The sequence below is a fragment of the Nocardiopsis sp. CNT312 genome (genome assembly GCF_000515115.1).
Taxonomy (GTDB): Bacteria; Actinomycetota; Actinomycetes; order Streptosporangiales; family Streptosporangiaceae; genus Nocardiopsis.
In genome coordinates, this window is record NZ_AZXF01000035.1 from 1 (window position 1) to 24600 (window position 24600).

The window sequence follows — 24600 nt, forward strand, 5'->3', positions numbered from 1 at the left end:
CGCGCCCGCCGCGCCCGCCCCGAGGAGGAGGCCGGGCCCGTGGACGCTCCGGAGGAGCCGCCGCGTCGCGCCCGCCGTGCCCGCCCCGAGGAGGAGCCCGACCAGCGGGCCGAGGAGCCCCCGGGCCGCCGCGGTGGGCGCCGCAAGCGCGCCAGGCGCAGCCCAGACGAGGAGGGCGGTTTCCTCTCCGACGTCCCCGAGGACAGCGGGATCTTCGACTCGGCCTCCTTTCCCGGGGTCAACCGGTCGGCCGACACCGGCGCGTTCTCCGTGGTCGACCCGGACCGCGCCCCCCGCGGCGGCGGCCGCAGGCGGGACCGCTCGCCGAAGGACGAGCGGGAGGCCCCGCCCGAACCCGAGGCACCCTCGGGCCGCGGCGGTCGGCGCAGGCGCGGACCCGTCGCTGAGGAGCCCCCGGAGCGGGGCGGTCTCAGCTCCGACACCGGTTCGCTGCCCCTGCCCGGGTACTCCGCCGCTCCCGCCCCGGAACCGGAACCGGATCCCGAGGAGGGCTACGACGACTACGAGGACGCCTACGCGTCCGCCCCCGCCGAGGAGGAGCCCCCGCGCCGTCGCGGCGGCGGTCGGAGGCGGCGCTCCGTCCCCGACGAGGCTCCCTCCGGCCGCCGGGGCGGTCGGCGTCGGCGCGGTCGGCGCGAGCCCGAGCCGGAGGAGTTCGAGGAGGGCTACGACGACTACGAGGAGCCCGCCCTCGACGACATCGCCGACGCCTACTACGGCAGCCGCAGCAAGCGCAAGCAGTTGAAGCAGGCACAGCGGGCCAAGCGCTCCGGTGGCGGCCGGGGCGGACAGCGCAAGGGGGGCGGCATGCGGATCCTGCTGGTCCTCGCCCTGATCGTCGTGATCGGTGGCGGCGGCTACCTCGCGGTGGGCTACCTCTTCCCGGAGGACTTCGAGGGCGGGGGCACCGGAGAGGTCGTCTTCACGGTGGAGGAGGGCCAGAGCGGCTCCTCGGTCGCCGAGGCCCTGGTGGACGCCGGGGTGGTGGCCAGTGAGCGGGCGTTCCTCAACGCGCTCGACGCTGCGGACGGTGGGGTCGTCCCCGGCACCTACTCCCTGGCTCAGAGCATGAGCGGGGAGAGCGCCGTGGCGATCCTGCTCGATCCCACCAGCCAGTTGGGCGGCCGGATCACGATCCCGGAGGGCCTGCGTGCCGAGGACATGTTCGTGCGGCTCGCTGAGCAGACCGCTCTGAGCGAGGAGGACTTCGAGGCCGCCTACGCCGACACCGACGCGCTGGGGCTGCCCGAGTACGCCACCGCCGGACCCGAGGGCTACCTGTTCCCCGAGACCTACCAGTTCGCCGCCGGTACGAGTGCCCACCAGATCCTGCGCACCATGGTCAACCAGTTCAACCAGGTGGCGGCGGACGTGGACATCGAGGGGCGGGCCGGAGGGCTCGGCTACACCGCCAACGAGATCGTGACGATCGCCTCCATCGTCCAGGCCGAGAGCGGCCGCGAGGAGGACATGCCCAACATCTCCGCGGTCGTGCACAACCGTCTGGAGGCGGACTGGCCGCTCCAGATGGACAGCACGTGCTTCTACCAGCTCGGCACCCACGGCCTCGCGCTGACCCCCGAGCAGAAGACCGAGTGTGAGAACAACCCGGGCGACTACGGCACCTACGGCCAGACCGGGCTCCCCGCCGGGCCGTTCGTGGCGCCGGGGAAGTCCGCCATCGAGGCTGCACTGGCCCCGGCCGACGTGACCTACATGTTCTTCGCGCTCATCAACCCCGAGACCGGGGAGACCGGGTTCTCCACCACGATCGACGAGCACGACGCGATGGTCGCCGAGAACAGGGACAACTGGTAGGGAAAGGGGGCGCCGGTGCGCGCCGCGGTCCTGGGCTCTCCGGTGGCCCACTCCCTCTCACCGGTCCTGCACAACACCGCCTACGCGGCGATGGGGCTGGACGACTGGTCCTACGGGATGCACGAGTGCGGCGAGCACCGTCTCGCCGCCTTCGTGGCCGGGCTGGGGCCCGAGTGGGCGGGGCTCTCCCTGACCATGCCGCTGAAGAGGAGGACACTGGAGCTGGCCGACACCTCCACCGAACTGGCCCGGGCCGTGGGCGGGGCCAACACCCTGGTCCGCCGGGGCGGCGGTTGGCACGCCGACAACACCGACGTGGAAGGGATCACCGAGGCCCTCACCGAGGCCGGGATCGGCACGCCGCGCGAGGCGGTTCTCCTCGGCGCCGGTGCCACGGCGGCCTCCGCGCTGGCCGCGCTGGTCCGGATGGGCACCACAGCGCCGGTCACCGTGCTGGCCCGCGACACCGCGCGCGCCGGTGCGGTCACCGAGGCGGCGGACCGGCTCGGCCACCGGCTGCGGATCGGGCCGCTCTCGGCCCTCGGCGAGCACCTGGACACGGACCTCATCGTGTCCTCGCTGCCCTCCGGGGCGGCCGACGCGCACACCGGGCCGCTGGCCGCCTCCCGTGCGGACCTCTTCGACGTCGTCTACGCGCCCTGGCCCACCGTGGCGGCCGGCGCGGTGGCCGACCGGGGCGGGCGTGTGGTCGGCGGCTTCCCGATGCTGCTGCACCAGGCGATCGCCCAGGTCCGGATGATGACCGGGTCCGAGGACGTTCCCGCCGGGGTGGTACGTGCGGTACGCGCCGCAGGGGAGGCCGAACTGGCCCGCCGGGCGCCGACCCCCGCGCGGTGACCGATCGGCCCGCGTGTGCTGGTAGAGTGAGAGGCGTATCGACTTGATCCGGTCTTCACACCGGGTCCGCAAGCGGAGATGATCCTCCCACCCGCCGGGCGCGGCTCGCGCGGGTCCAGGTCCACGGCGAACGAGCGCCGCGTCCTGTCCGTCGAGTGCCCTCGCGCACTCCGGCGCGCAGCGCCCCTCGTCCGCACGGCCCGGTCGGATCGCCCCGCTTGCACACGCTGGCGGGGTTTTCGCTTTTCGGCGGACCCCGACGCGGTCCGGGGTCCGACGGACTCGGCTCCCGGACCGAGAGGCCGTCCTCCGCCTGGCGGGCGGCCGGTCCCAGGTAATCCGAGAAAGCTAGGGAGGGGTCTCATCAGCGCCGAGCCCCGCATCAATGACCGCATCCGGGTGCCCGAGGTCCGTCTTGTCGGACCCAACGGTGAGCAGGTCGGAATCGTCTCCGTGCAGGACGCGCTGCGTCTGGCGCAGGAGTCCGACCTCGACCTCGTCGAGGTCGCGCCGACCGCTCGCCCTCCGGTCGCCAAGCTGATGGACTACGGCAAGTTCAAGTACGAGTCCGCGGTGAAGGCGCGCGAGTCGCGCAAGAACCAGTCGAACACGATCATCAAGGAGATCAAGCTCCGCCCGAAGATCGACCCGCACGACTACGAGACCAAGAAGGGTCACGTCGTCCGGTTCCTCAAGGGCGGGGACAAGGTCAAGGTGACGATCATGTTCCGCGGGCGCGAGCAGTCCAGGCCCGAACTCGGCCGCAGGCTGCTGGCGCGTCTGGCCGAGGACGTCCAGGATCTTGGCATGGTCGAGTCCCAGCCCAAGCAGGACGGCCGCAACATGGTCATGGTGATCGGCCCGCACAAGCGACGGTCTGAGCACAAGGCCGAGGCCCGTGCTGCGGCAGGGGACAGGCCCCGCCGCCGACAGCGCGAACAGGCGTAGCGGCGTCAGGGGAGGTCCCCCACCGCCCGGTCGCCGTGGGAACGGGAACCGGGTGGTGGGAAGGGCTGTGCGCGAAGGCCCGGCGAGCACCGCGCGAGCGGTGTGCTGGGGCCGCCAGAGCAACGATCGCACCACCCGAGGGTGGTGCGCAGACGGAGTAGGAGACGACGGCGACATGCCGAAGAACAAGTCCCACAGTGGAGCCAAGGACCGCTTCAAGGTCACCGGTTCCGGCAAGATCATGCGCCGCCGTGCCAACAAGAACCACATCCTTGAGCACAAGACCTCCAAGCGCAAGCGCAAGCTGAGCAACGAGGCGGTGCTCTCCCCCGCGGACACCAAGAGCATCAAGAAACTCCTCGGCAAGTAGCCGCCCCCTTTCTCCCGCCGCCCGTGTCGCACGCCGTGCGTGCCGCGGTGACGGCTGCCGGAGAACCACCCAAGCCATCGCGGCCGCCGGGCTCGCCTGAGCCGGGCCGGTCGGCGCGCCGGAACACACGAACGAGGGAGTCACAGTGGCACGCGTGAAGCGGGCTCTCAACGCCAAGAAGAAGCGCAAGGTCGTTCTCGACCGCGCCAGCGGTTACCGCGGTCAGCGTTCGCGCCTGTACCGCAAGGCCAAGGAGCAGATGCTCCACTCGATGACCTACTCCTACCGGGACCGCAAGGACCGCAAGGGGCAGTTCCGTCGTCTGTGGATCCAGCGCATCAACGCCGCCTCCCGCGCCAACGGCCTGACCTACAACCGTCTCATGCAGGGCCTGAAGCTGGCCGGTATCGAGGTCGACCGCCGTATGCTCGCAGAGTTGGCGGTCAACGACGAGGCCGCGTTCGCCGCGCTGGTGGAGAAGGCCAAGCAGGCTCTCCCCGCCGCCAACGCGGCCTGACGCCGGGACTGCGCGATGGCGGGCCACGAGTTCACGAGTATCCGCTCACCCAGGATCAAGGGGGTTCGGCGGCTCGCCAAACGCACCTTCCGCCAGCGGGAGCGGCGCTTCCTCGCGGAGGGGCCGCAGGCGGTGAGGGAGGCCCTCGCCGCCACCGACGGTGCCGGGCGGCCCCGTGAGGGGGCCGCCACGGGCGTGGTCGAGGTCTACGCCACGGCGGAGGCCATGCGGCGCCACATCGACCTGGGGGACGCCGCACGCGCGCTGGGCGTCCCCACCCACACGGTCAGCCTCGACGTCATGTCGGAGCTGGCGCAGACCGTGACCCCCCAGGGGATCATCGCGGTCTGCGCCTTCGTTGACGTCCCCCTCGAACAGGTCGGCGACGTTCGTCTGGTGGCTGTGCTCTCGCACGTGCGTGACCCGGGCAACGCCGGCACGGTCCTGCGTACCGCAGACGCGGCCGGTGCCGACGCCGTCGTCTTCACCGACGCCTCCGTCGACCCCTACAACGGCAAGTGTGTGCGCGCCTCCGCCGGAAGCCTCTTCCATCTGCCGGTGGTGGTCGGCGTCCCGGTGGGCCGGGCCGTGGACTTCCTGCGCGAACGCGGGGCCGCCGTGTGGGCCGCCGACGGCGGAGGCCCCCGCGACCTGCACACCGCCGCCGACGGCGGAGACCTCGACGGGCCGGTCGGCTGGGTCTTCGGCAACGAGGCCTGGGGCCTGCCGGAGGAGACGGTCCGCCTCACCGACGGAGCGGTCAGCGTCCCCATCTACGGCGGGGCCGAAAGCCTGAATCTGGCCACGGCGGCCGCGGTGTGCCTGTACACGACCGCCCGCCAGCAGCGCCGTTCACGGGTCTGAGACCCTCCACCGCGTCCCGGTCCGGATCGGTGGCCGCTGGAGAACGCGCGATTGCACGTGCACGAGCGGCAGGACCGATAGGGTCGTGCCCGACTGCGGATTCCTCATGTGGATTCCGCGTATCCTGCCGTGCGCCCACCCGTATCACGGGTCGGGCCCTGTGCCGATCCGTCGCCTCCGGGCATGCTTGACGGTGGGGGCGAGCCGCGCCTGCCGTCCGACGGGCCCCGTGCCAGGGCTGTGGGACCTTCGGTAGGCGCCCGCACACCCGTGCGCGCCTCGGGCGGTCCTGCGGGTTCACCAGGCGTACCAGCAGGGTAGACCACCTGCGGTGGTGCGCCGATGAGGGGCGGACACGACTGGTCAGCGGTCCTCGGCCCGCAGGTCGGCGGTCGTGGATCTTCAAGGGGAGCGGGGAAGAGGCGTGGGCAGCGGCCGGCAGGCGGAGCAACCGGCGGAGGGCACGGGCGGGCACGCCTCGGGGGGACCGGGGCAGGGCACCGATCCTGGTACCGGCATTCCCTCTGAAACGGAGAATACGCACGATTCGGGCGCTCATTTCGTGAGGGTGGAGGGCCATGGCTCCACTGCGCTCTGGGACGCCGAGGGCGTCTACGGCGGGTCCGGCAGGGGGCCCCTGCACGCAGACGACCTCCCGGACGGGGTGGTCGTCGCCGACGCGCGAGGCCGCATCGTCCTGTTCAACGCCCAAGCGGCCTACCTGACGGGTGTCCCCGCCCAGGCGGCCCTGGGGTGCGACTACCGCTCCACCCTGCCCCTCACCGGCCCCGACGGCCACGACTGGTGGCAGGCGAGCGCGCCCTACGGCGGCGACCGCAACCGCGTTCGCCAGCCCGAGCGGGCGCTCCTGCTGCCCGGCGAACGTGAGATCCTCGTGGCCGCGCGCTACGTGCGGGCCAGGCCGGGCGGCGACCTGGTCCGGCTCGTCATCACCCTCAGGGACGCCGCGACCCGCGTCGACCGCAGGAGCACCGACCTCATCTCCGAGGTGGCCCACGAACTGCGCTCGCCCCTGACCAGCGTCAAGGGCTTCACCTCGACACTGCTCGCCAAGTGGGACCGGCTCAGCGACACCCAGAAGCTGTTCATGCTGGAGACGGTCAACAACGACGCCGACCGCGTCACCCGCCTCATCAACGAACTGCTCGACGTCTCCCGCATAGAATCCGGACGGCTGGAGATCCGCCGCCAGGTCGTCGACCTCCCCGAGGCCGCGCGCAGGGTCGTCGCGGGTCGGGTGGCGGCCGGTGACGCCGAGGACCGCTTCCGCCTGGAGGTCCACGGCGAACTACCCCAGATGTGGCTCGACTCCGACAAACTCGAACAGATCCTGGCCAACCTCGTGGAAAACGGGGTACAGCACGGCGCTGGTACTGTCAGTATCGTGATCGAGCCGTGTGAGGGAGGAACAGCGGTGTCGGTGCGCGACGAGGGCCAGGGCATAGCGCCCGAGACCATTCCGCGCGTCTTCCGCCAGTTCTGGCGCAGCAAGCGCCGGAGCGGGACCGGCCTCGGGCTGTTCATCGTCAAGGGCCTCGTCGAGGCCCACGGCGGCACGATCACCGTCGGGCGCGCCCCCACCGGCGGCGCCGAGTTCCGATTTACCATGCCCGCCGGGGCTCCCGAGTTCGTCTGAACCCTCAGACCTTCGGCCCCGGCGGGCTCGCAGCGTGTCCGGGGCCCCGCACGCGGGCCTCGCCGCCCCGGCCCGCCCGAAACCCGCCTGTGTTCCTGTCGGCTTCGTCCGCCCCCGGGGCGGACCGTGACTTCCGCCGCGCCCCGTCGCGGCGGCGAGGCAACCAACCATGTCTGCACCGAACAATTCCTTCGACCCGGTCGAGGTGGCCCCCCTGCACCCCGACGAGGTCGCCCGTATGCGCGAGGAGGCGCTGGCCGCCATCGCCGCCGCCGGCGACCTCGACGAACTCAAGGAGGTCCGCCTCGCGCACGCCTCGGACCGGTCCCCGCTGGCACTGGCCAACCGGGAGATCGGCGCCCTGCCCCCGGCCGCCAAGGCCGACGCCGGCAAGCGCGTGGGTGGTGCCCGCCGCGACGTCGGCCAGGCGCTCAAGGCCCGCCAAGCGGTCCTGGAGGCCGAACGCGACGAGCGCGTCCTCGTCGAGGAGCGGGTCGACGTCACCCTGCCCTGGGACCGCGCGCCGCTCGGGGCCCGCCACCCCCTGACCGCCATCGCCGAACGCATGGCCGACATCTTCGTCGGCATGGGCTTCGACATCGCCGAGGGCCCCGAGATCGAGGCGGAGTGGTTCAACTTCGACGCCCTCAACTTCCTGCCCGACCACCCGGCCCGCACCATGCAGGACACCTTCTTCGTCGAGAACCCCGACGGTGGTGAGTCCGGCCTGGTCATGCGTACCCACACCTCACCCGTGCAGGTGCGCGCCCTGCTCGAACGCGAACTGCCGGTCTACGTGGTCGCGCCCGGCACGACGTTCCGCACCGACGAACTCGACGCCACCCACAGCCCCGTCTTCCACCAGTTGGAGGGCCTGGCCGTGGACAAGGGCATCACCCTGGCCCACCTGCGCGGCGCCATCGACGCCTTCGTGGGCGCCATGTTCGGCGAGGGCCTGCGCACCCGGTTCCGCGCCTCCTACTTCCCCTTCACCGAGCCCTCCGCCGAGGTGGACATGGAGTGCTTCGCGTGCCGGGGCGCGTCCGTGGGCGACCCGGACGCGCCGTGCCGTACCTGCTCCAGCGAGGGCTGGATCGAGATCGGCGGCTGCGGTGTGGTCAACCCGCGCGTGCTCACCGCCGCCGGGGTGGACCCCGAGGTCTACAGCGGTTGGGCCTTCGGCCTGGGAATCGAACGGACACTGATGTTCGCGCACGGGGTGCGCGACATGCACGACATGGTCGAGGGCGACATCCGCTTCACCTCGGCGTTCGGGAGTGAGAGCTGATGCGCGTCCCCATGACCTGGCTGCGGGAGTATGTCGACCTGCCGTCCGACGTCACCGCCCGCGACCTCGCCGCCCGGCTCACCCTGGCCGGACTGGAGGTCGAGACCGTCGACGAACTCGGCTCCGACATCACCGGCCCCATCGTCTACGGCCGCATCCTGGCGATCGAGGAGCTCACCGGCTTCAAGAAGCCCATCCGCTTCTGCCGGGTGGACGTCGGAGCGGCCAACGGCACCGGCGAGCCCCAGGAGATCGTCTGCGGCGCCCGCAACTTCTCCGAGGGCGACCTCGTCGTGGTGTGCCTGCCCGGCGCGCAGCTGCCCGGCGGGTTCCGGATCGGCGCCCGCAAGACCTACGGCAAGACGTCGGCGGGCATGATCTGCTCCGCCACGGAACTGGGATTGTGGGAGGACCACGAGGGCATCGTCGTCCTGCCCGAGGGCTTCGGCGGGGTCGGCGCGGACGCGATCGGTCCGCTCGGCCTGCGCGAGGACGTCCTCGACATCGCCGTCACCCCCGACCGCGGCTACGCCCTCTCCCTGCGCGGGGTAGCGCGCGACGCCGCCGCGCTGTACGGAGCGGACCTGCGCGACCCCGCCGCCGTCGACGTCCCCGAGCCCGCGGGGGAGGGCTGCCCCGCCACCGTCGACGCACGGCTGTGCGGACGCTACGTCCTGCGCGGCGTCAGCGGGTTCGATCCCGAGGCCCCCACCCCGCTGTGGATGAAGCGCCGCCTGCACCAGAGCGGCGTGCGCCCCATCTCCCTGGCTGTCGACGTCACCAACTACGTGATGCTCGAACTCGGGCAGCCGCTGCACGCCTGGGACCGGTCCACCATCACCGGGACCCTCCAGGTCCGCGCCGCCGCCCGGGGGGAGAAGCTGGAGACCCTGGACCACGTCAAGCGCACCCTGGACCCCGACGACATCGTCATCGCCGACGACTCGGGCCCGGTCAACATCGCCGGCGTCATGGGCGGCCTGACCACGGAGATCTCGCTGGCCAGCACCGAGGTCCTGGTGGAGGCCGCCCACTTCGGGGCCATGCACATCGCCCGGACCTCACGCCGCCACCAGCTCTCCTCGGAGTCCTCCCGCCGCTTCGAGCGCGGTGTCGACTCCGCGGTGCAGCTCGCCGCGGCCACCCGTGCGGTCGGCCTGCTCGCCGAACTGGGCGGCGCCTCGGTCGAGGCCGCCTATACCCACGTCGACCGCTCGGCGGCGCGCGAGCCGATCCGGATCCCGGCCGACCACGCGAGCGCCGTCGCCGGAACGGACTATCCCGCGGGGACCGCCGAACGGTGGCTGCGTACCATGGGCTGCGAGGTGGCGGCCGACGGCGACGCCTTGGCCGTCGTCCCGCCCACCTGGCGCCCCGACCTGACCGACCCCAACGACCTGGCGGAGGAAGTCATCCGCCTGGAGGGGTACGAGAACATACCCTCGATCCCGCCGGTGGTCCCCTCCGGCCGCGGCCTCACCGCCGACCAGCGCCTGCGCCGCGCCGTGGGACGGACCCTGGCGGCCACCGGCTACAACGAGGTGCTGTGCTACCCCTTCGTCGGCGAGCGCGACCTCGACGGCCTCCAGTTGGCGGCCGACGACGCCCGCCGCGTCAGCATGCGGTTGGCCAACCCCCTCAGCGAGGAGGAGCCGCTGCTGCGCACCACGCTCCTGCCGGGACTGTTCAAGACCCTGGCGCGCAACGTGGGCCGCGGCTTCCCCGACGTCGCGCTCTTCGAGACGGGCCTGGTCTACCGGCCCAAGCCCGGAGCGACCCGTGCGCCCCTGCTGCCCGTGGACCGCGGACCCAGCGCCGAGGAGCTCGCCCTGATCGACGCGGCGCTGCCCGACCAGCCGCGCCGGGTGGGCGCGGTCCTGGCCGGGGCCGTCGAGCGCCGGGGCTGGTGGGGTCCGGGACGGGAGGCCCTGTGGGCCGACGCGATCCAGGCCGCCCGCGACATCGCCCGGGTAGCCGGGGTCGAGCTGGAGGTGGCGGCCGACGAGCACGCGCCGTGGCACCCCGGACGCTGCGCCGCGCTGTACGTGCGCTCCGGCGGCGAGCGCCTGCTCGTCGGGCACGCCGGTGAACTGCACCCGCGCACGGTGAAGGCGTTCGCGCTGCCCGAGCGCACCGCCGCCGTCGAGGTCGAACTCGACCTGATCGAGCGCGCTCGCGGTGCGGTCACCGCACCGCGCGTGTCCACCTATCCGGTGGCCACCCAGGACGTAGCCCTGATCGTCGGCGAGTCCGTACCGGTCGGCGCGGTGAGCGCGGCCCTGGCCCAGGGCGCGGGAGAGCTCCTGGAGAGCATCCGGCTGTTCGACGTCTACACGGGGGAACAGGCGGGCCCGGGGCGCAAGTCCGTCGCCTTCACCCTGCGTTTCCGTGCCCACGACCGGACACTGACCGCTGAGGAAACCGGTGCCGCGCGTGAAGCGGCCGTGGCGAGCGCGGTCGAGCACACGGGCGCCGTCCAGCGCGCCTGACGGTCCGCGGTCGCGGGCGGCCCCCTCCCCGAGCACGGGGAGGGGGCCGCCCGCGTGTCGGTGGGATGGCGTGCGCTGTCTCCAGGGGCCGGTGTGTTGCGAAACCGCTGATCGGAAGAACTTATTTTCCACTGATTTTCGACCCGTTCTGCCTGTACGGAAGGGGTTTCGGCCGCCACGGCCCGAGTCGGTCCGCATGAAGTTTAGGTTTCCGGGCATGAAGGCTCGTTCTGTCTCTTGCCCCGCGACGGGTGGAGAACTTAGCCTGCAAGCACCTGACACAACCTGGGCGCCCGGGTGGGGGTCGGATTCAACCTGAGTTTTCCGCTGCGCTCATGCGCATGACACGGCTCGGAGGTCGCCATATGACCCAAACGGTTGTCTCGTCCGTACCGGTCCAGAAGGAACACGGGCAGCCCAGCCGCCTCTGGCACACCTTCTGCGATATGAACACCGTTGCCAGTGGCCCGGAGTTCGTCGTCGAACGTGCCGAGGGCGTATGGCTCTGGGACGCCGCCGGTGACCGGTATCTGGACGGTACGTCCAGCCTCTGGTACAGCAACGTCGGGCACGGCCGGCCCGAGATCGCCGACGCGGTCCACCGGCAGCTCATGACCCTGGACGCCTACACGGTCTACGGTGACTTCACCAACCGCCCGGCCCAGGAGCTCAGCGAGCGCCTGGCGGCGCACGCGCCCGTCCACGACCCGAGGGTGATCCTCACCTGTGGGGGCGGTGAGTCGATCGACACGGCGGCCAAGCTGGCCCGGCGCTACTGGGGGGTGCTCGGCCAGCCCGAGCGCACCCACCTGATCAGCCGCACCGGCGGTTACCACGGACTGCACGGCTTCGGTACGAGCATCATCGGCATGGACCGGTTCCGCGCCGGGTTCGGTCCGCTCATCGAGCAGACCTCGGTCGTGCCCTACGACTCGGCGGCCGCTCTGGAGGCCGAGATCCTTCGGGTGGGCCCGGAGCGTGTGGCGGCCTTCTTCGCCGAGCCGGTCATCGGCGCGGGCGGCGTGTTCCTTCCGCCCGAGGGCTACTTCACCGAGGTCGCGCAGGTCTGTCGCAAGTACGGTGTGCTGTTCATCGTGGACAGCGTCATCTGCGGTTTCGCCCGTATGGGCAACTGGTTCGGCATCGAGCGCTTCGGTGTCAACCCGGACATGATCGTCTTCGCCAAGGGCGTCTCCAGCGGGTACATGCCGCTGGGCGGCGTGGTGGTCAGCGGGACGGTGGCCGCCCCCTTCTGGAACGAGGCGGGCAACCCGTTCATCCACGGCACCACCTACGCCGGTCACCCCGCGTGTGCCGCCGGAGCCATGGCCAACCTGGACATCCTGGAGCGCGAGGACCTGTTCACGGTGTCCCTGGAGGTGGAACGGCACCTGGACAGCGCCCTGCGCCCCCTGGCCGGCCATCCGCTGGTCGCCGAGGTGCGTTCGGGCGTGGGGGTCATGGGCGCCGTCGAACTCACCGAGGAGGCGCTGACAGAGCGGGGGATCACCACCGCAGAGGTGTTCGCCGAGGCCAGGGCCCGCGGGGTCATCCTGCGTCCGGTGCCCCGCGCGCTGCTCGTCTCACCGCCGATCACCATCACGTGGGAGCAGATCGACCACTTGGTCTCCACGCTGTCCGCGGCGCTGGACGCGGTAGCCGCACGCCACTAGTCGGCCGTGTCCCTGTGCTCTGCGCAGAGGGCAGGGACACGGTCGAAGCTACATCCGCGCGGGGAGCCTGCCGACCGTCGAGTAATCTTTTCTGGGAAGATACTTCTCGTGTGTGAGGCGCCTGGGCGTCACACCCATCCAGGACGGGGACGGGACATGGCCGCGCAGGCGACGGACGCACTCTCACAGGCCGAACCGACCGACGACGACCTCATCACCGCGTGGGGGCTGGTCCACGAGGCGGTCAACCTCCTGGAACCCAGGCTGCTGCGCGGTATCACCCCTGACGGCCGGGACATGGCCGGACCCTGGTTCGAGGTCCTCATCCGCTTGCAGCGCACCCCCGGCCACCGCCTCCCCATGAGCCGCCTCGCCCGCGAGGTCAGCCTCAGCACGGGCGGCTTCACCAAGCTCGCCGACCGCCTCGAACGCGAGGGCTACCTGGAACGGGCCGCCTGCGACACCGACCGCCGCGTGGTGTACGCGACCCTCACCGGGCAGGGGCTGGCCTTCATCGACGCCGTGCGGGACAAGCACGTGCGGCGGCTACGCGAACACCTCCTCGCCGCCCTCGGCGCGGACGGCGTCCGGAATCTGGCCGCCCTCATGCGCACGCTCCGCGACAGCGCCGCCCAGTGACGCCCCTCCCGCGCGGCACCGACCCCGAACACGGTGAAGACGACCCACCGGTCCCCGTTCCCGTGTAGGTTGGCGTGAGTTCCCATGGTCCCACGCGGGGTGGACCATGGGCGAAGAGGTTCCGGGGGGAATGAATGAGACCGCTTTCCACAGCCGCGCGCATGAGGACGATCCCTCGTTCGCAGCGGTTCGCCAACGGCGCCGTCTCCTTCTGGTTCCGCGAGACCGGGCTGCCCAAGTACCGGGACCCCCTCCCCGGCGATGCCGACTACGACGTCTGCGTGGTCGGCGCCGGCTTCACCGGGCTGTGGACCGCCTACTACCTCAAGAAGGAGCAGCCCGATCTCAGGATCGCCGTCCTCGAACGCGAGTTTGCGGGCTACGGCGCCTCGGGACGCAACGGGGGACGGCTCTCCGCCGAGTTCACCGGCTCACGCGAACACTACGCGCGCGCACACGGCAAGGCGGCCACCGTCGCCCTGCAGCGCGCGATGATGGACACCGTCGACGAGGTCCTCGCCGTCGCCGAGGCGGAGGGGATCGACGCCGACACCGTCAAGGGCGGCATGCGCCTGGTGGCCACCAACGCTGCCCAGCGCGAGCGCCTGACGGAGGAGATCGCCTACCTCCAGGAGTGGGGGTACTGGCCGGACGACATCCACATGCTGGAGCCCGACGACGGGCCCCGGCTCCTCGTCGACGGCGCCGTCGCCTCCGCCTACTGCCCGCACGCTGCCCGTGTCCAGCCCGCCAAACTGGTCACCGGCCTGGCCCGCGCGGTGGAGGAACTGGGTGTCGACCTCTTCGAAGGCACCGCGGTGACCGGGATCCGCGCCCGCGAAGGCGTGTCCCGGCCCGCCGCCGTCACCGACCACGGCACCGTCTACGCCGACCACGTCGTCCGCGCCACCGAGGGCTTCACCCCGGGCCTGCGAGGGCCGGGACGGCAGTGGCCGACAGCGCCCGTGTCGATGGTCGCCACCGAACCCGTCCCCGCCCGCGTGTGGGAGCGGATCGGCTGGGAGGGGCGCGAGGTCCTGGGCGACACTGCGCACGCCTCCGTCTACGCCCAGCGCACCTCCGACGATCGGATCGTCATCGGGGGACGGGACGCCCCCCACCGGGTCGGTCCGGGCCGCGACGGCGACGGTACGACCCGCCCCCAGGCCATCGCCGAACTCTGGCACGCGCTCACCCGCATGTTCCCCGATGCGGCGGACGTGCCCGTCGAGCACGCCTGGTCCGGGATGATCGGCCTGCCGGATGACCAGTGCCCGACCGTGTGCCTGGACCGCGAGAGCGGACTGGCCTGGGCCGGCGGGTACTCCGACAGCGGGATGGGCGCCGGCAACCTGGCCGGGCGCACCCTGCGCGACTTGCTCCTGGGCCGGGAGACCGACCTGACCCGGCTGCCCTGGGTGGGGCACCGGGGCGACGGTGAGGGTACGGGTCGGCGCCGCGTGCGCACCCGGGTCGTCCACGGCCTGTACCGCACCGCCGACCGGCGCGAGTCCGCCGAGGAGCGCACCCGCACCTCCCGCCTGGCGGGGCTCGCCGAGCGCCTCTCCGGCCGCTAGTCCGAGGCGGAGAAGAGCGATCCCCCGCTGCGCCGCCGCCTCCCGTGAGACAATCCGGCCGTGGGAGCGGGCCAGTGCCGCGTACAGAACATCCCGGGAGTTGTGTGTGGACGGGTTGGCGCAGGAACTCAGACGGTTGCGGGCCCGGCGGGGCCTGGACACGGACCGCCTCGCAGACCAGTTGGGCCCGGTCCTGCGTCGGCTCGTCGGCTTGACCGGCGGTGAGACCGACACCGAGGCCCGCGGCCTGGTCACCGCGGCGCTCAGGCGGTTGCCCCGGGAGCTGCCCGACGACTTGCGCCTGGCCTTCCTCGCCGGGATGGGCGTGCACCCAGACGCCCGCGGCCCCGTCCTGGAACAGAGGCTGGAGTGGGTCGCCCACGAGCTCCATGTCTCCCCTCGCACCGCCCGCAGACGCTTGGACCAGGCGATCGACCGGGTCGCCGACCTCCCGGAGCCCGGGGTGGGCTCCGAGCGGCTCGCTCCTCCCGACTGGAAGCTGGCCGCCCTGCGCACCCGCCTCTCGCTCGGCGCCGGAACCGCCAGTGCCGTCGAGGAACGTGAGATCGTCGCCGCCGTAGACGGCCTCGATGAGATCACCGTCTCGGCGCGGGTTCCCAGGCACGGCACCGGCCCCGGGAGCCCGCACGGCGTGGACCTCGTCCCGCTGCACGGAGCGGAGTCCGTGTCCGTCCAGCGCGTGACCGACACCTACTTCCGCCACCGTGTCCGCTTCGGCTCTCCACTGGACGCGGGACAGCGCCATGTCTTCGCCCTCCGGGTCGGTGTTCCCGCCGGACAGCCGCTGCGTCCGCGCTACGTGTTCCGTCCCCTGCGCCACTGCGGCCGCTTCAGACTGGACCTCTCCTTCGCACGCGACCGGCCCGACCGGGTCTGGACGGTTCCGGGGGTGCCCAACGGCGCCGTGGAGGACCTGACCGGCGACCCCCTCGCCCCCGCGGGGCCCGGAGCCTACCGGATCGAGTTCACCGCCCTGCGCCCCGGGTTCGCCTACGGGCTCGGGTGGGACTGACCGCTCAGGCGTCCCACCACAGTTCCGCCTGGGCGTCGAGCCAGTCCTCGTCCTCCAACAGGTCCAGGTGGGCGGGTGTCAGGGCCTGGAGCGTCACCAGGTGGTGTGCCAGCGACTCCCTGGTCACCCGTGTGCCCGTCGGCAGGACCGCCCGCACCTTGGACTTGAGGTGCCGCAGGTGCTCCTCGACCCGCCGGGTCACCCGGACCAGCACGTCGGTGCGCCCCCGTTCGATGAGAGCCAGTTGGTCCCAGGTGTGGGTGGCGGCCAGGGCCATCCGGGCGACCGCCTCCGACGTGGGCAGGGCCTCGGTCCGCGACGGGTTGAGCAGCCAGTTCCTGCACAGCATGAGGGCGGTGACGAACTCCTTGGTGCGGGGGTCCACCTCCAGTTCGGAGCCGGTCTCAGTGTCCTGCCCGACCTCGGGCAGACCGGCCGGACCGGTGCGTCCGGCCTCCGCGGCGACCAGTACGCGGACCATGTGCCCGCGCCCGTGCATGAAGGGTGAGCCCACCAGCGCCTCTCCACTGGTCACCACCAGGACCCCGCCGCCGCCCTCGTCCAGTGGAGGCAGCGTGGTCACCTGCCCGCGTACCACAGCGACCAGACTGTGGCTGCGGCTGAGATTACTGATGTGCGCGCCGTCCCCGGCGGCCTCGATCTGGCCGCACAGACGGGACAGACCGGGCCCGCCGTCCACCACGAGGTCGGCGTGGCGGCTGCGGCCGAAGACCAGGCAGGCCCCCGGACGCAGCGCACGCTCGCCCCCGTCCGGTGCGGTGACGCACACGGAGCCCGGTGGTGTGTCGTTCAAGGCTCTTTCCCTCCGGTAGGGGCGCCGCGGCCTCGGAGCGGGGCCGCGGTGGCGGGTTACTTCCAGTGGCCCTCGTGAACCGGGCAGATCCAGCCGGTGCTACGGCAGGTGTTGCAGGTCAGCCTGCCGAAGAGGCCGGACCTGGTCTGGCCGTCGCAGTCCCGGCACTCCGACATCCTCTTGTGGCACTTACGGCATTCCATCGAATCTCCTTCTTCTCTGGTGGATCCCCGCACCCGTGCGGGCCGGGGAAGGCTTCCTGACGAGCGGACCGGGCGTGGCGGCCCGGACGAGTACGGTCACCAGCGCGGCGCAGGCGCCGCCCATGAGCAGCCCGCCCCACTGCACCCACAGGCCCCAGCTCTGTCCGAGGGAGGCGAGCGCGCCGCGGAACGCCTCCGGTGCCCACAGTGCGGGCACGGGCACGAACGGCAGCGCCGCCACGGCGACCAGGCAGGACAGCGCTACCATCCACAGGCGCAGGCGCCCGGGGCGGACCAGGGCCAGCACCACCGACAGCGCCAGCACCGGCAGGTACAGATCGCCCGCGCGTTCGGCGGCCTCCCCGGCCAGGCGCCCCCCGGTCTCGGCCGCCTCCTCCTGCCGGTAGGGCACCGAGAAGGGGCGCACCGCCATCCCCACCGACAGCGCCAGCAGGGGCAGCACCGGCATCAGCGCCGAGGCGATCAGGGTCTGGCGCCAGGTGCGGCCGGGCAGGTGCGGCCGACGCCGTCCCGAGCCATCGGTTCCGCCGCCCGTGTTTGCGTCCCGGCGGCCGTGCCGTCGCGATGCCGGCGGAGGACGCAGCCCCGGAGCACACACCTCCAGGGCGATACGGGCGGCGGGGTCCGTGGCGGCCCGGAGCCACAGGCGCGTGATCCCGGGCCGCCACCGCGAGTGTGGACCGTCCTCCGGCGGCGGGTCCTCACCGAGGACCACCAGCACCGCCAGTTCCCACACCCGCAGCTCATGGTCGCGGCCGGTGCCCCCGTGGACCGACCGGACCAGCTCCAACGCCTTCTCGGCCAGCCCCGGCACCCGGTCGGCCAGCAGCTGTGTCCGCGCGTCGCCGGTCGGGGCGGCCAGGGAGACCACGCCGCGCTCGAAGGCCTCGGCCAGCACCGGGCGGTCGGCTCCGCGCCGTCCGGCCCGCGCCAGCTCGGCCAGGCCGTCGGCGTCCACCGCCACGCCCTGGTACAGCGGACTCTGTTGCGGACACAGGTGCACGGACAGCGCGGTGAGCGCCCACTGCGGATCGGCTTCCCCCCGGCAGACCTCCCCCAGCACCGCCCTGACCGGGACGTTTTCCCGCAGCGGCCGCCAGCGCCGGAGCGCCCGGCCCCCGCCACCCCGCAGCCAGGGCCCGGCCCGGTGGTGGTGCGCGGCCAGTGTGTGGACGAGCCGCACCGGATCGGTGTACGCCCGCCCGGCGAAGACCACCCCGTCTTCACGGTCCCGGGGCCCTACCGGACGCCTGGCCGGTCCCGCCCCGGGGACGGGCGCGTCGGGGCCGGGCCGGACCTGTGCGGGGGAGGACGGCGCCCCCTCTTCGGGCCAGGTCCGCTCCAGGATCCGGTGGGTGCGCTCCCGCTCGCTCTCACCGGTGGTCGCGGTGTCCTCGTCCAGCACCCCGGCCAGAGCCTCGAACAGCTCCCCAGCGGTGGGTCGCGTCTCGAACGCGGGGGCGAGTGCGGCACGCACCAGCGGTAGCAGGGGAGGCACCAGGTCGCCCAGGTACGCCTGCCCCCGCTCCGCCCGGTAGAGGCGCTCCTCCCTCTCTCCGGTTCCGAACGCGGGGAGGCCGGTCGCGGCGAAGGCGGTCACCGCGCCCCAGGCGAACACGTCGACCGGGGGCCCCTGGTGGCCCCGAAGCCGCTCGGGGGCCACATACCCCGCGGTGCCGTACGCGCCCCTGGTCCGGGGGGCCACGTCCAGCGCGCGGGCGATCCCGAAGTCCAGCACGCTCGGCCCCCGGTGGCTCAGGACCACGTTGCCCGGCTTGAGGTCGCGGTGGACCACCCCGGCCCGGTGGATCGCCGTCAGTGCCTCGGCCATGCCCAGGGCGAAGGACAGCAGCCGAGCCCCCGACAGCGCCCCCGAAGCGCGCACGTGCGCCGACAGCGTGGGACCCGGTACGTACTCCATCGCCATCCACGGCCGCGCGTCGCCTAGGCCGACGGCCCGCACGGCCGGGGTGCAGGCGGCCCTGACCCGCTGTGCCAGGGCCACCTCCCGGGCGAACCGGGCCCGGAAGTCCGGATCCTGAGCGTAGGAGGTACTGACCACCTTGACCGCCAGCAGCGCGCCCCGGTCCGTGCGGGACAGGAACACCACCCCCATGCCGCCGCTGCCGATTCGCCCCAGCAGGACGTGGCCGCCCACCGACTCCGGGTCACCGTCCAACAGGGGAAACAGCGGCGGCAGCCGTGCCACCGTGCCCGCACTCACGGGTGACCGCCCTCCGGGGGCCGCTCCGCCTCCGGAGCGGTCTCCTCGGCGACGACCTGCGCGGGGCGCACCAGCCGCGAGGGGTGGCGGAAACCGCGCCGGGCCAGGCCCAGGATCCGAATCCCGCCGCCTCGAGCGCTTTCGCCGCGCATCTCCACGACCTCGTGCACGGCGGGGTCGAAGGGGCCGCGAACGTCGACCTGCGTCACCTCGTGCAGTGCCAGAAGGTCGAGAAGCTCGGAACGCACCGACCGCATGAACTCCAGGTACGGGGGCTCTCCGGCGTCCTGCCGGTACCAGTGGGCCCGTTCGGCCGTGTGGGCGTCGATCCGGTCCACGACGCGGACGGTACCCGTCACGAACGGGGCGATCCGGTCCAGGGCCGCTCCGTCCTCGGCCGCGCGCAGCCGATCCTTCAGGTCCCCGATGAGCTCCTTCTTCTGCCGGTCCTCCTTCAAGCGGCGTTCGAAGAGGTCGCGAAGATAGTCCAACCGGTCGGTGATCTCGGCCTCCGGTGGCCGGAGGCCCTGCTTCGGTGCCTCGGTGTGGTCGCTCATCGGACGATCCGCCCTTCCATGTCGGCCTTGAGGGCGTCCACCTGATCCGAGGAGAGGTTGTTGGCCCGTTCGATCTCGATGTCGCCCAGAGAGCGGCCGTTGCGCTCGTCGGTGACCTCCACGTGCACGATCGCGTCGATGTCGTAGGAGAGGGTGACTCGCAGCGGTGACTCCTTGGGGAAGGGAGCGGGCGGCATCCTCAGCTTCACGCCACGCTCGTCCTTGGTGATGACCTCCACCAGGTCGGGGTCGGTGTCGTCGCCGACCGTCACCTTGAGCATCACGATCTCCTGGTCCTCGACCACGGAGTAGAAGGTCTGCTCGTGCTGCGCGGGCACCGTGCTGTGGGCCGGGATGATCACGTTGTTGACCTCCAGCTCGTTCACCCCGTCGAGGGAGATCACACCCAGGCCGTGCGCCGTGACGTCGCTGACGGTGCGGTGGCCGACCGCCGAGTCCCGGTCGGAGCGCTCGGCGTCGATCAGCTCGGCCTGGACCGCCGCGCCCAGCGCCACCGCCTCGTCGGGGTGCAGGCGCTGGTTGGGGGCCAGGCCGGTGATCTCGGTGACCAGGTCCTTGACCGCCGGTATGCGGGTGGAGCCGCCCACGAGCAGGACCTCGTCCAGGTTCGCGGCGGTGATCCCGGCCTTGTCCCCGGCGGTGCGCAGCGCGTCCTGGGTCAGGGTGCGGGTGCGTTCGAGCAGGTCCTCGATGAGGCCGTTGAACTCGGCGCGGGTGATCTTCATTTCCCCGGCCTCGGTGAAGACCGAGGCGCTCTCGGTGGTGCTCAACCGGTGCTTGGCGTTCTCGCACTGCTCGCGCAGCCGCCCCCGTGCGCCCGGGTCGGTGCTGTCGTCGATGTCGGTGCCGCCCTGCGCCACGATCCGGCCGTTGGCCCAGGTCTCCAGGCGGTCGTCGAAGTCGGCACCGCCGAGCTGGGCGTCGCCGGTGGTGGCGATGACGTCGAAGTCGCCGCCCTGGATGCGCAGGACTGTGACGTCGAACGTGCCGCCGCCCAGGTCGTAGACGAGGACGTTGCCGGCGTCGCCGTCGCGCAGGCCGTAGGCGAGAGCTGCCGCGGTGGGCTCGCTGATGATGCGCTCCACGGTCACCCCGGCGATCCGGCCCGCGTCCCGGGTGGCCTGTCGGCGGGCCTCGTCGAAGTAGGCGGGCACGGTGATCACTGCGGACTCCACCGGTGTGCCCAGGGCCAGGGCCGCGTCCTCGCAGATCTTGCGCACGATGAACGCGGAGAGCTGTTCGGCGGTGTAGCTCTGGCCGTCGCTGGTCTGGTGCTTCCAGCCGGCCTCGCCCATGTGGGGCTTGATCCGCTCGACGACGTCGGTGTCGGAGACCAGACGCTGGTGCCGGGCGGGGGTGCCGACGACGGCCTCACCGCCGGAGAGGTAGACGGCGGAGGGGGTGGTGTTGGCCCCGTCGCTGTTGCGCAGGACTTCGGGTCGTCCGGTCTCGTCCATGACGGCCACCACCGTGTTGGTGGTGCCCAGGTCGATGCCGACGGTGCGTCCGTTTTTGCTCACGGTGCGGTTCGTCCTTCCTGCTCTGGGTGGCTGGGTGCGGTGCGTAGAGGGCGGGGCGTGTCAGAAGCCGCGGTCGAGGATCCGTTCGGCCGCCTTGAAGTAGGAGAGCTGTTCGTCCTTGATCCGGGCGTTGGCCTCCCAGCCCTTGGGACGGCACTGGGCCACGACCATGACGAAGAAGAAGATGGACAGGATGCAGAGCAGGACACCGAAGCCCACGCCGTTGACCAGAAGTACGAGGCCGAGGAGCAGGTTGCCTGGTGCGGCGCACCACACGAATGCGGAGAGCCCTCCGCTCTCGAACAGGCGGAAGGTGAACCGCTCCCGCTCGGCCTCATCGATGGCCGACTCCAGCTCGGCCAGGATCTTGCGGATCTCCATGCCCTTCGGGCGGAGCCGACGGGCCTCCCCGGCGAGCTCACCCATGCGGGTGACCTCGTCCTCCGCGGTGATGAGGTAGCGGTTCCGGGACCGCACTTGGGGCACGTTCTTCGCCTGGGCCGCCAGGGTCAGTGCGAGCTGGTCCCTGACCTCGGTGTCGTCGGGGAAGCGCCGGTGCAGCGCCCTGAGGGTGTCGGCGGCCTCGTCCAGCAGGTGGAGGCGGCTTTGCAGTTCGGCCAGGGCCAGACCGCAGCCGGTGCCGTCGTCGAGGTCGGCGCCGCGCTCCATCATCGCCAGACCCCGTCCGGGCTGGCCCTGCCCGACGAGGAAGCCGCCGACGGTCCTCAGCACGGTCGGGTTCTCCGGGTCCAGGCGCGCGGCGGTGGTCCCGGCGATCTCCGCCCCGTCCGCGTCGCCCAGGATGCGGGAGGCGGAGAAGATGATGAACCACGCGTGGGCCAGGTCGGGGTCCTGCTCCACCGCGCGGTTGGCGAAGAACCGGGCCGCCTTGTAGTCGTCGTTGAGGTAGGCGTCCGCAGCCCGCTCCAGGCTCTGTCGGCCGGGGGCGCCGTCCGCGCTCCCGGCCGTGTCGGGTGCGTCCGGTCCAGCGGCGGGCCTGTGCCTGCGGCGCTTGTCGTAGGCGGCGCGCAGTGCGGGGTCGAGGAGGATCCTCCTCCCCTCGGTGGCCAGCTCCAGGTTGTCCTCGGCCCGGCGCTTGAGCTCCTTCTTCCGCGAACCGACGTGCTTCTGCCACTTGAGGATGAAGGCGTCGATGGCCGTGCGCAGGGCGGGGGTGTCGGCGTCGGGGGCGACCTCGAACAGGGCGTAGAAGTCGACGGAGGCGGTGCCGTCCTCGGGGGGTGCCGTCATGGTGATCTTCCTGGTTCTCCGTGTTCGCGGGTCAGACGGACTGCGCGCTGCGGCGGGCGTGGCGCTTGAGTACGCGCTGTACTTTCCGTCGGCGGCGGACGATGTAGGAGGCGGGTACCTTGAACCACTGGGCGCCCCTGGCCGAGGAGAGGGTGTACGTGCCGAGGACGACCGTGGCCACCACCGGGGCGTCGGTGCAGTCCCCGGCGGGGAAGGCGGGGACATCGACGAGGATCGTGTCGCCCTCATCGCTGCGGAGTTCGCAGTGCAGGTTCACGAGTTCGCCCGCGTCGTCCCGCTCGGCCTCGATCTGCGGGCTCCAGCCGATGAGGCCGCCGCGCGCGGCCTTGTCCATGGCCTCGGGCAGCCACTCGGCCGGGTTCGCCGTGGGGCTGGCCAGCCTCGTGGTGTGGACGCTCTTCTCGTAGTGGGTCATGAGGGCGGCCGCGGCCACCAGAAGGACGATGAGTCCGATGAGGATGCCGAAGAATGACATCTTGTGTCCTTTTTTGTGTTCGGGTGTCTGTCGCCATTGCGTTGGAGTGTGGTGTTGCGCCGCTACCCGTGTGTTCGTGTTCTTTGCGATGCCTATGACTCTGATGGAGTCCTTATCGTCAGATCAATCCCGTTTTCTCGGGATAGTCCGTTCCGCGTGGGCAAGGCGGGTGGCGCGTGCGCTGCGCCGGGGCGGCTGTCCTCCGGGGGTATCGGAGCCGGCGCGGCACAGTGGCCCGTGCGAGGTCGGGCATTCGATCCGGAAGCGTAGCAAGAAGGTCGGCGCGAATAGTGACAGATTCTGGCCAACCATGAGAAGTTGCTTGGGCGATCTTCTCTGCGGTGTTGACTGGCCCCTCGGTGGTCTTTTGTGTGCGCTCAGGGAATGAGTCTCGAATAGAGGTTCATATCAACCCAAAAAGGTGCACTGGCGATGCGGCCGTGCCCCGAGGGGCACGGCCCCGGCGGTGTTACTCGTCCGGTTCCATGTCCTGTGCTCCGTTTCCGTGTCAGGCGATCGGGAAGCGAAGCGCGCTTCTGGAACAGAGTCTGGCCAGGTGGGAGGGGGTGGGTCACTCCCGAGAACTCGGGACGGCCCCGGCCCGGTACCGCGTGCTGCCGGTACGGCACCCCGCGTATCGGCTTGCATAAATTTGCACAAGACTGCATGATGGTTCAGTCAGGTTCGATTGGGGGAGCACCATGGGATTCAGCGCGGCCATCGCCGGGGCGAGCGGTTACGCGGGAGGCGAACTGCTGCGCCTGCTGCTCGGCCACCCGGAGGCCGAGATCGGCGCCGTCACCGCCGGGAGCAACGCCGGAACCCCGCTCATCCAGCACCAGCCGCATCTGCGCCCGCTCGCCGACCGCGTCCTGGCCCCCACCACGGTGGAGGAGCTGAGCGGCCACGACGTCGTCTACCTCGCCCTGCCGCACGGCCAGTCCGCCGACCTCGCCCAGCAGCTCGGCGACGACGTCCTCGTCGTCGACTGCGGCGCCGACTTCCGTCTCAACGACCCCGCCGCCTGGGAGCGGTTCTACGGCACCCCGCACGCCGGAACCTGGCCCTACGGGCTCCCCGAACTGCCCGGACAACGCGCCAAGCTCGCTGGTGCCCGCCGCGTCGCCGTGCCCGGCTGCCACGTCACCATCGCCACCCTCGCCCTCTTCCCGAGCCTGGCCGAGCAGCTCGTCGAGCCCGAAGCCACCGTCGTCTCCGTCACCGGCACCTCGGGCGCGGGCAAGGCACCCAAGCCCCACCTCGTCGGCAGCGAGATCATGGGCGCGCTCAGCCCCTACGGCGTCGGCGGAACCCACCGCCACAACCCCGAGATCGTCCAGAACCTCACCGCCGTCACCGGCGAACGGGTCCGGCTCTCCTTCACCCCCGTTCTGGCACCCCTGCCCCGGGGCATCCTCGCCACCTGCACCGCGCCCCTGCGCTCCGGTGTCACCCCGGCCCAGATCCGCGCCGCCTACGAGACGGCCTACGCCGGCGAGCCCTTCACCGACCTCCTTCCCGAGGGCACCTGGCCCAGCACCGCCATGACGCTCGGCGCCAACACCACGCTGGTCCAGGTCACCGTCGACCCCGACGCAGGACGCATGGTCGCCGTCGCGGCCCTGGACAACCTCACCAAGGGGACCGCCGGCGGCGCCCTCCAGAGCACCAACATCGCCCTCGGCCTGCCCGAGGCCACCGGCCTGCCGCTCGCCGCGGTCGCCCCGTAGCCAGAAAGGGC

Annotated in this window: 20 protein-coding genes; 14 read left to right on the forward strand and 6 right to left on the reverse strand. The window is 71.9% G+C overall.

All coding sequences use genetic code 11. The features are described from left to right. From mltG to B042_RS0115585, 13 genes are all read left to right on the forward strand, one after another. A partial coding sequence (gene mltG / locus B042_RS26615) for an endolytic transglycosylase MltG (protein WP_028649086.1) occupies positions 1-1839 on the forward strand: 1839 nt, incomplete at its 5' end. 15 nt (positions 1840-1854) lie between these two features. After that, positions 1855-2697 carry a shikimate dehydrogenase gene (locus tag B042_RS0115530; RefSeq protein ID WP_028649087.1) on the forward strand — a complete coding sequence of 281 codons (843 nt, stop codon included), beginning with the start codon at positions 1855-1857 and terminating at the stop codon, positions 2695-2697. Between the two features lie 381 nt (positions 2698-3078). After that, positions 3079-3645 (forward strand): translation initiation factor IF-3, encoded by a 567-nt coding sequence (infC, locus tag B042_RS0115535; protein ID WP_255342351.1) that lies wholly within the window; start codon positions 3079-3081, stop codon positions 3643-3645. 175 nt (positions 3646-3820) lie between these two features. Next, positions 3821-4015: a 50S ribosomal protein L35 gene (gene rpmI / locus B042_RS0115540; protein ID WP_028649089.1), complete on the forward strand. Its 195-nt coding sequence runs from the start codon at positions 3821-3823 to the stop codon at positions 4013-4015. A 145-nt stretch (positions 4016-4160) separates the two neighbouring features. Next, positions 4161-4532 carry a 50S ribosomal protein L20 gene (rplT, locus tag B042_RS0115545; RefSeq protein ID WP_028649090.1) on the forward strand — a complete coding sequence of 124 codons (372 nt, stop codon included), beginning with the start codon at positions 4161-4163 and terminating at the stop codon, positions 4530-4532. Between the two features lie 15 nt (positions 4533-4547). Further along, entirely contained in the window at positions 4548-5396 is an 849-nt protein-coding gene (locus B042_RS0115550; RefSeq protein ID WP_028649091.1) for an RNA methyltransferase, read from the forward strand. Between the two features lie 424 nt (positions 5397-5820). Then, positions 5821-7053 carry a PAS domain-containing sensor histidine kinase gene (locus B042_RS0115555; RefSeq protein ID WP_028649092.1) on the forward strand — a complete coding sequence of 411 codons (1233 nt, stop codon included), beginning with the start codon at positions 5821-5823 and terminating at the stop codon, positions 7051-7053. A gap of 169 nt (positions 7054-7222) precedes the next feature. After that, a complete protein-coding gene (gene pheS, locus B042_RS0115560) occupies positions 7223-8341 on the forward strand; it encodes a phenylalanine--tRNA ligase subunit alpha (RefSeq protein ID WP_028649093.1) in 1119 nt (372 codons plus the stop codon). Beyond that, a complete protein-coding gene (pheT, locus tag B042_RS0115565; protein ID WP_028649094.1) occupies positions 8341-10830 on the forward strand; it encodes a phenylalanine--tRNA ligase subunit beta in 2490 nt (829 codons plus the stop codon). The genes pheS and pheT overlap by 1 nt, the downstream gene beginning before the upstream one ends. A gap of 446 nt (positions 10831-11276) precedes the next feature. Continuing rightward, the gene (locus B042_RS0115570) at positions 11277-12503 is read left to right on the forward strand and encodes an aspartate aminotransferase family protein (RefSeq protein ID WP_028649095.1); all 1227 of its coding nucleotides are present in this window, start codon (positions 11277-11279) and stop codon (positions 12501-12503) included. Between the two features lie 156 nt (positions 12504-12659). Beyond that, a complete protein-coding gene (locus B042_RS0115575) occupies positions 12660-13142 on the forward strand; it encodes a MarR family winged helix-turn-helix transcriptional regulator (RefSeq protein WP_028649096.1) in 483 nt (160 codons plus the stop codon). A gap of 161 nt (positions 13143-13303) precedes the next feature. Continuing rightward, the gene (locus B042_RS0115580; RefSeq protein ID WP_028649097.1) at positions 13304-14719 is read left to right on the forward strand and encodes an FAD-binding oxidoreductase; all 1416 of its coding nucleotides are present in this window, start codon (positions 13304-13306) and stop codon (positions 14717-14719) included. 106 nt (positions 14720-14825) lie between these two features. Then, positions 14826-15752: a hypothetical protein gene (locus B042_RS0115585; protein ID WP_155989124.1), complete on the forward strand. Its 927-nt coding sequence runs from the start codon at positions 14826-14828 to the stop codon at positions 15750-15752. Between the two features lie 4 nt (positions 15753-15756). Here B042_RS0115585 and B042_RS0115590 read toward each other — a convergent pair whose 3' ends face one another. The 6 genes from B042_RS0115590 to B042_RS0115620 all read right to left on the reverse strand — a co-directional run bounded on the left by B042_RS0115590 (position 15757) and on the right by B042_RS0115620 (position 22859). Next, positions 15757-16566 carry a hypothetical protein gene (locus B042_RS0115590; protein ID WP_028649099.1) on the reverse strand — a complete coding sequence of 270 codons (810 nt, stop codon included), beginning with the start codon at positions 16564-16566 and terminating at the stop codon, positions 15757-15759. A gap of 189 nt (positions 16567-16755) precedes the next feature. Beyond that, positions 16756-19014: a serine/threonine-protein kinase gene (locus tag B042_RS24435; RefSeq protein WP_051415735.1), complete on the reverse strand. Its 2259-nt coding sequence runs from the start codon at positions 19012-19014 to the stop codon at positions 16756-16758. Beyond that, entirely contained in the window at positions 19011-19571 is a 561-nt protein-coding gene (gene grpE / locus B042_RS0115605; protein ID WP_028649100.1) for a nucleotide exchange factor GrpE, read from the reverse strand. Before grpE ends, B042_RS24435 begins: the two co-directional genes overlap by 4 nt. Beyond that, positions 19568-21112 (reverse strand): Hsp70 family protein, encoded by a 1545-nt coding sequence (locus B042_RS0115610; protein ID WP_028649101.1) that lies wholly within the window; start codon positions 21110-21112, stop codon positions 19568-19570. Before B042_RS0115610 ends, grpE begins: the two co-directional genes overlap by 4 nt. A gap of 60 nt (positions 21113-21172) precedes the next feature. Beyond that, the gene (locus tag B042_RS0115615) at positions 21173-22363 is read right to left on the reverse strand and encodes a hypothetical protein (protein WP_028649102.1); all 1191 of its coding nucleotides are present in this window, start codon (positions 22361-22363) and stop codon (positions 21173-21175) included. Positions 22364-22394: 31 nt separating this feature from the next. Then, positions 22395-22859: a hypothetical protein gene (locus B042_RS0115620; RefSeq protein WP_028649103.1), complete on the reverse strand. Its 465-nt coding sequence runs from the start codon at positions 22857-22859 to the stop codon at positions 22395-22397. Positions 22860-23560: 701 nt separating this feature from the next. Here B042_RS0115620 and argC point away from each other — a divergent pair. Further along, the gene (gene argC / locus B042_RS0115625) at positions 23561-24589 is read left to right on the forward strand and encodes an N-acetyl-gamma-glutamyl-phosphate reductase (RefSeq protein ID WP_028649104.1); all 1029 of its coding nucleotides are present in this window, start codon (positions 23561-23563) and stop codon (positions 24587-24589) included. Positions 24590-24600: the final 11 nt, after the last annotated feature.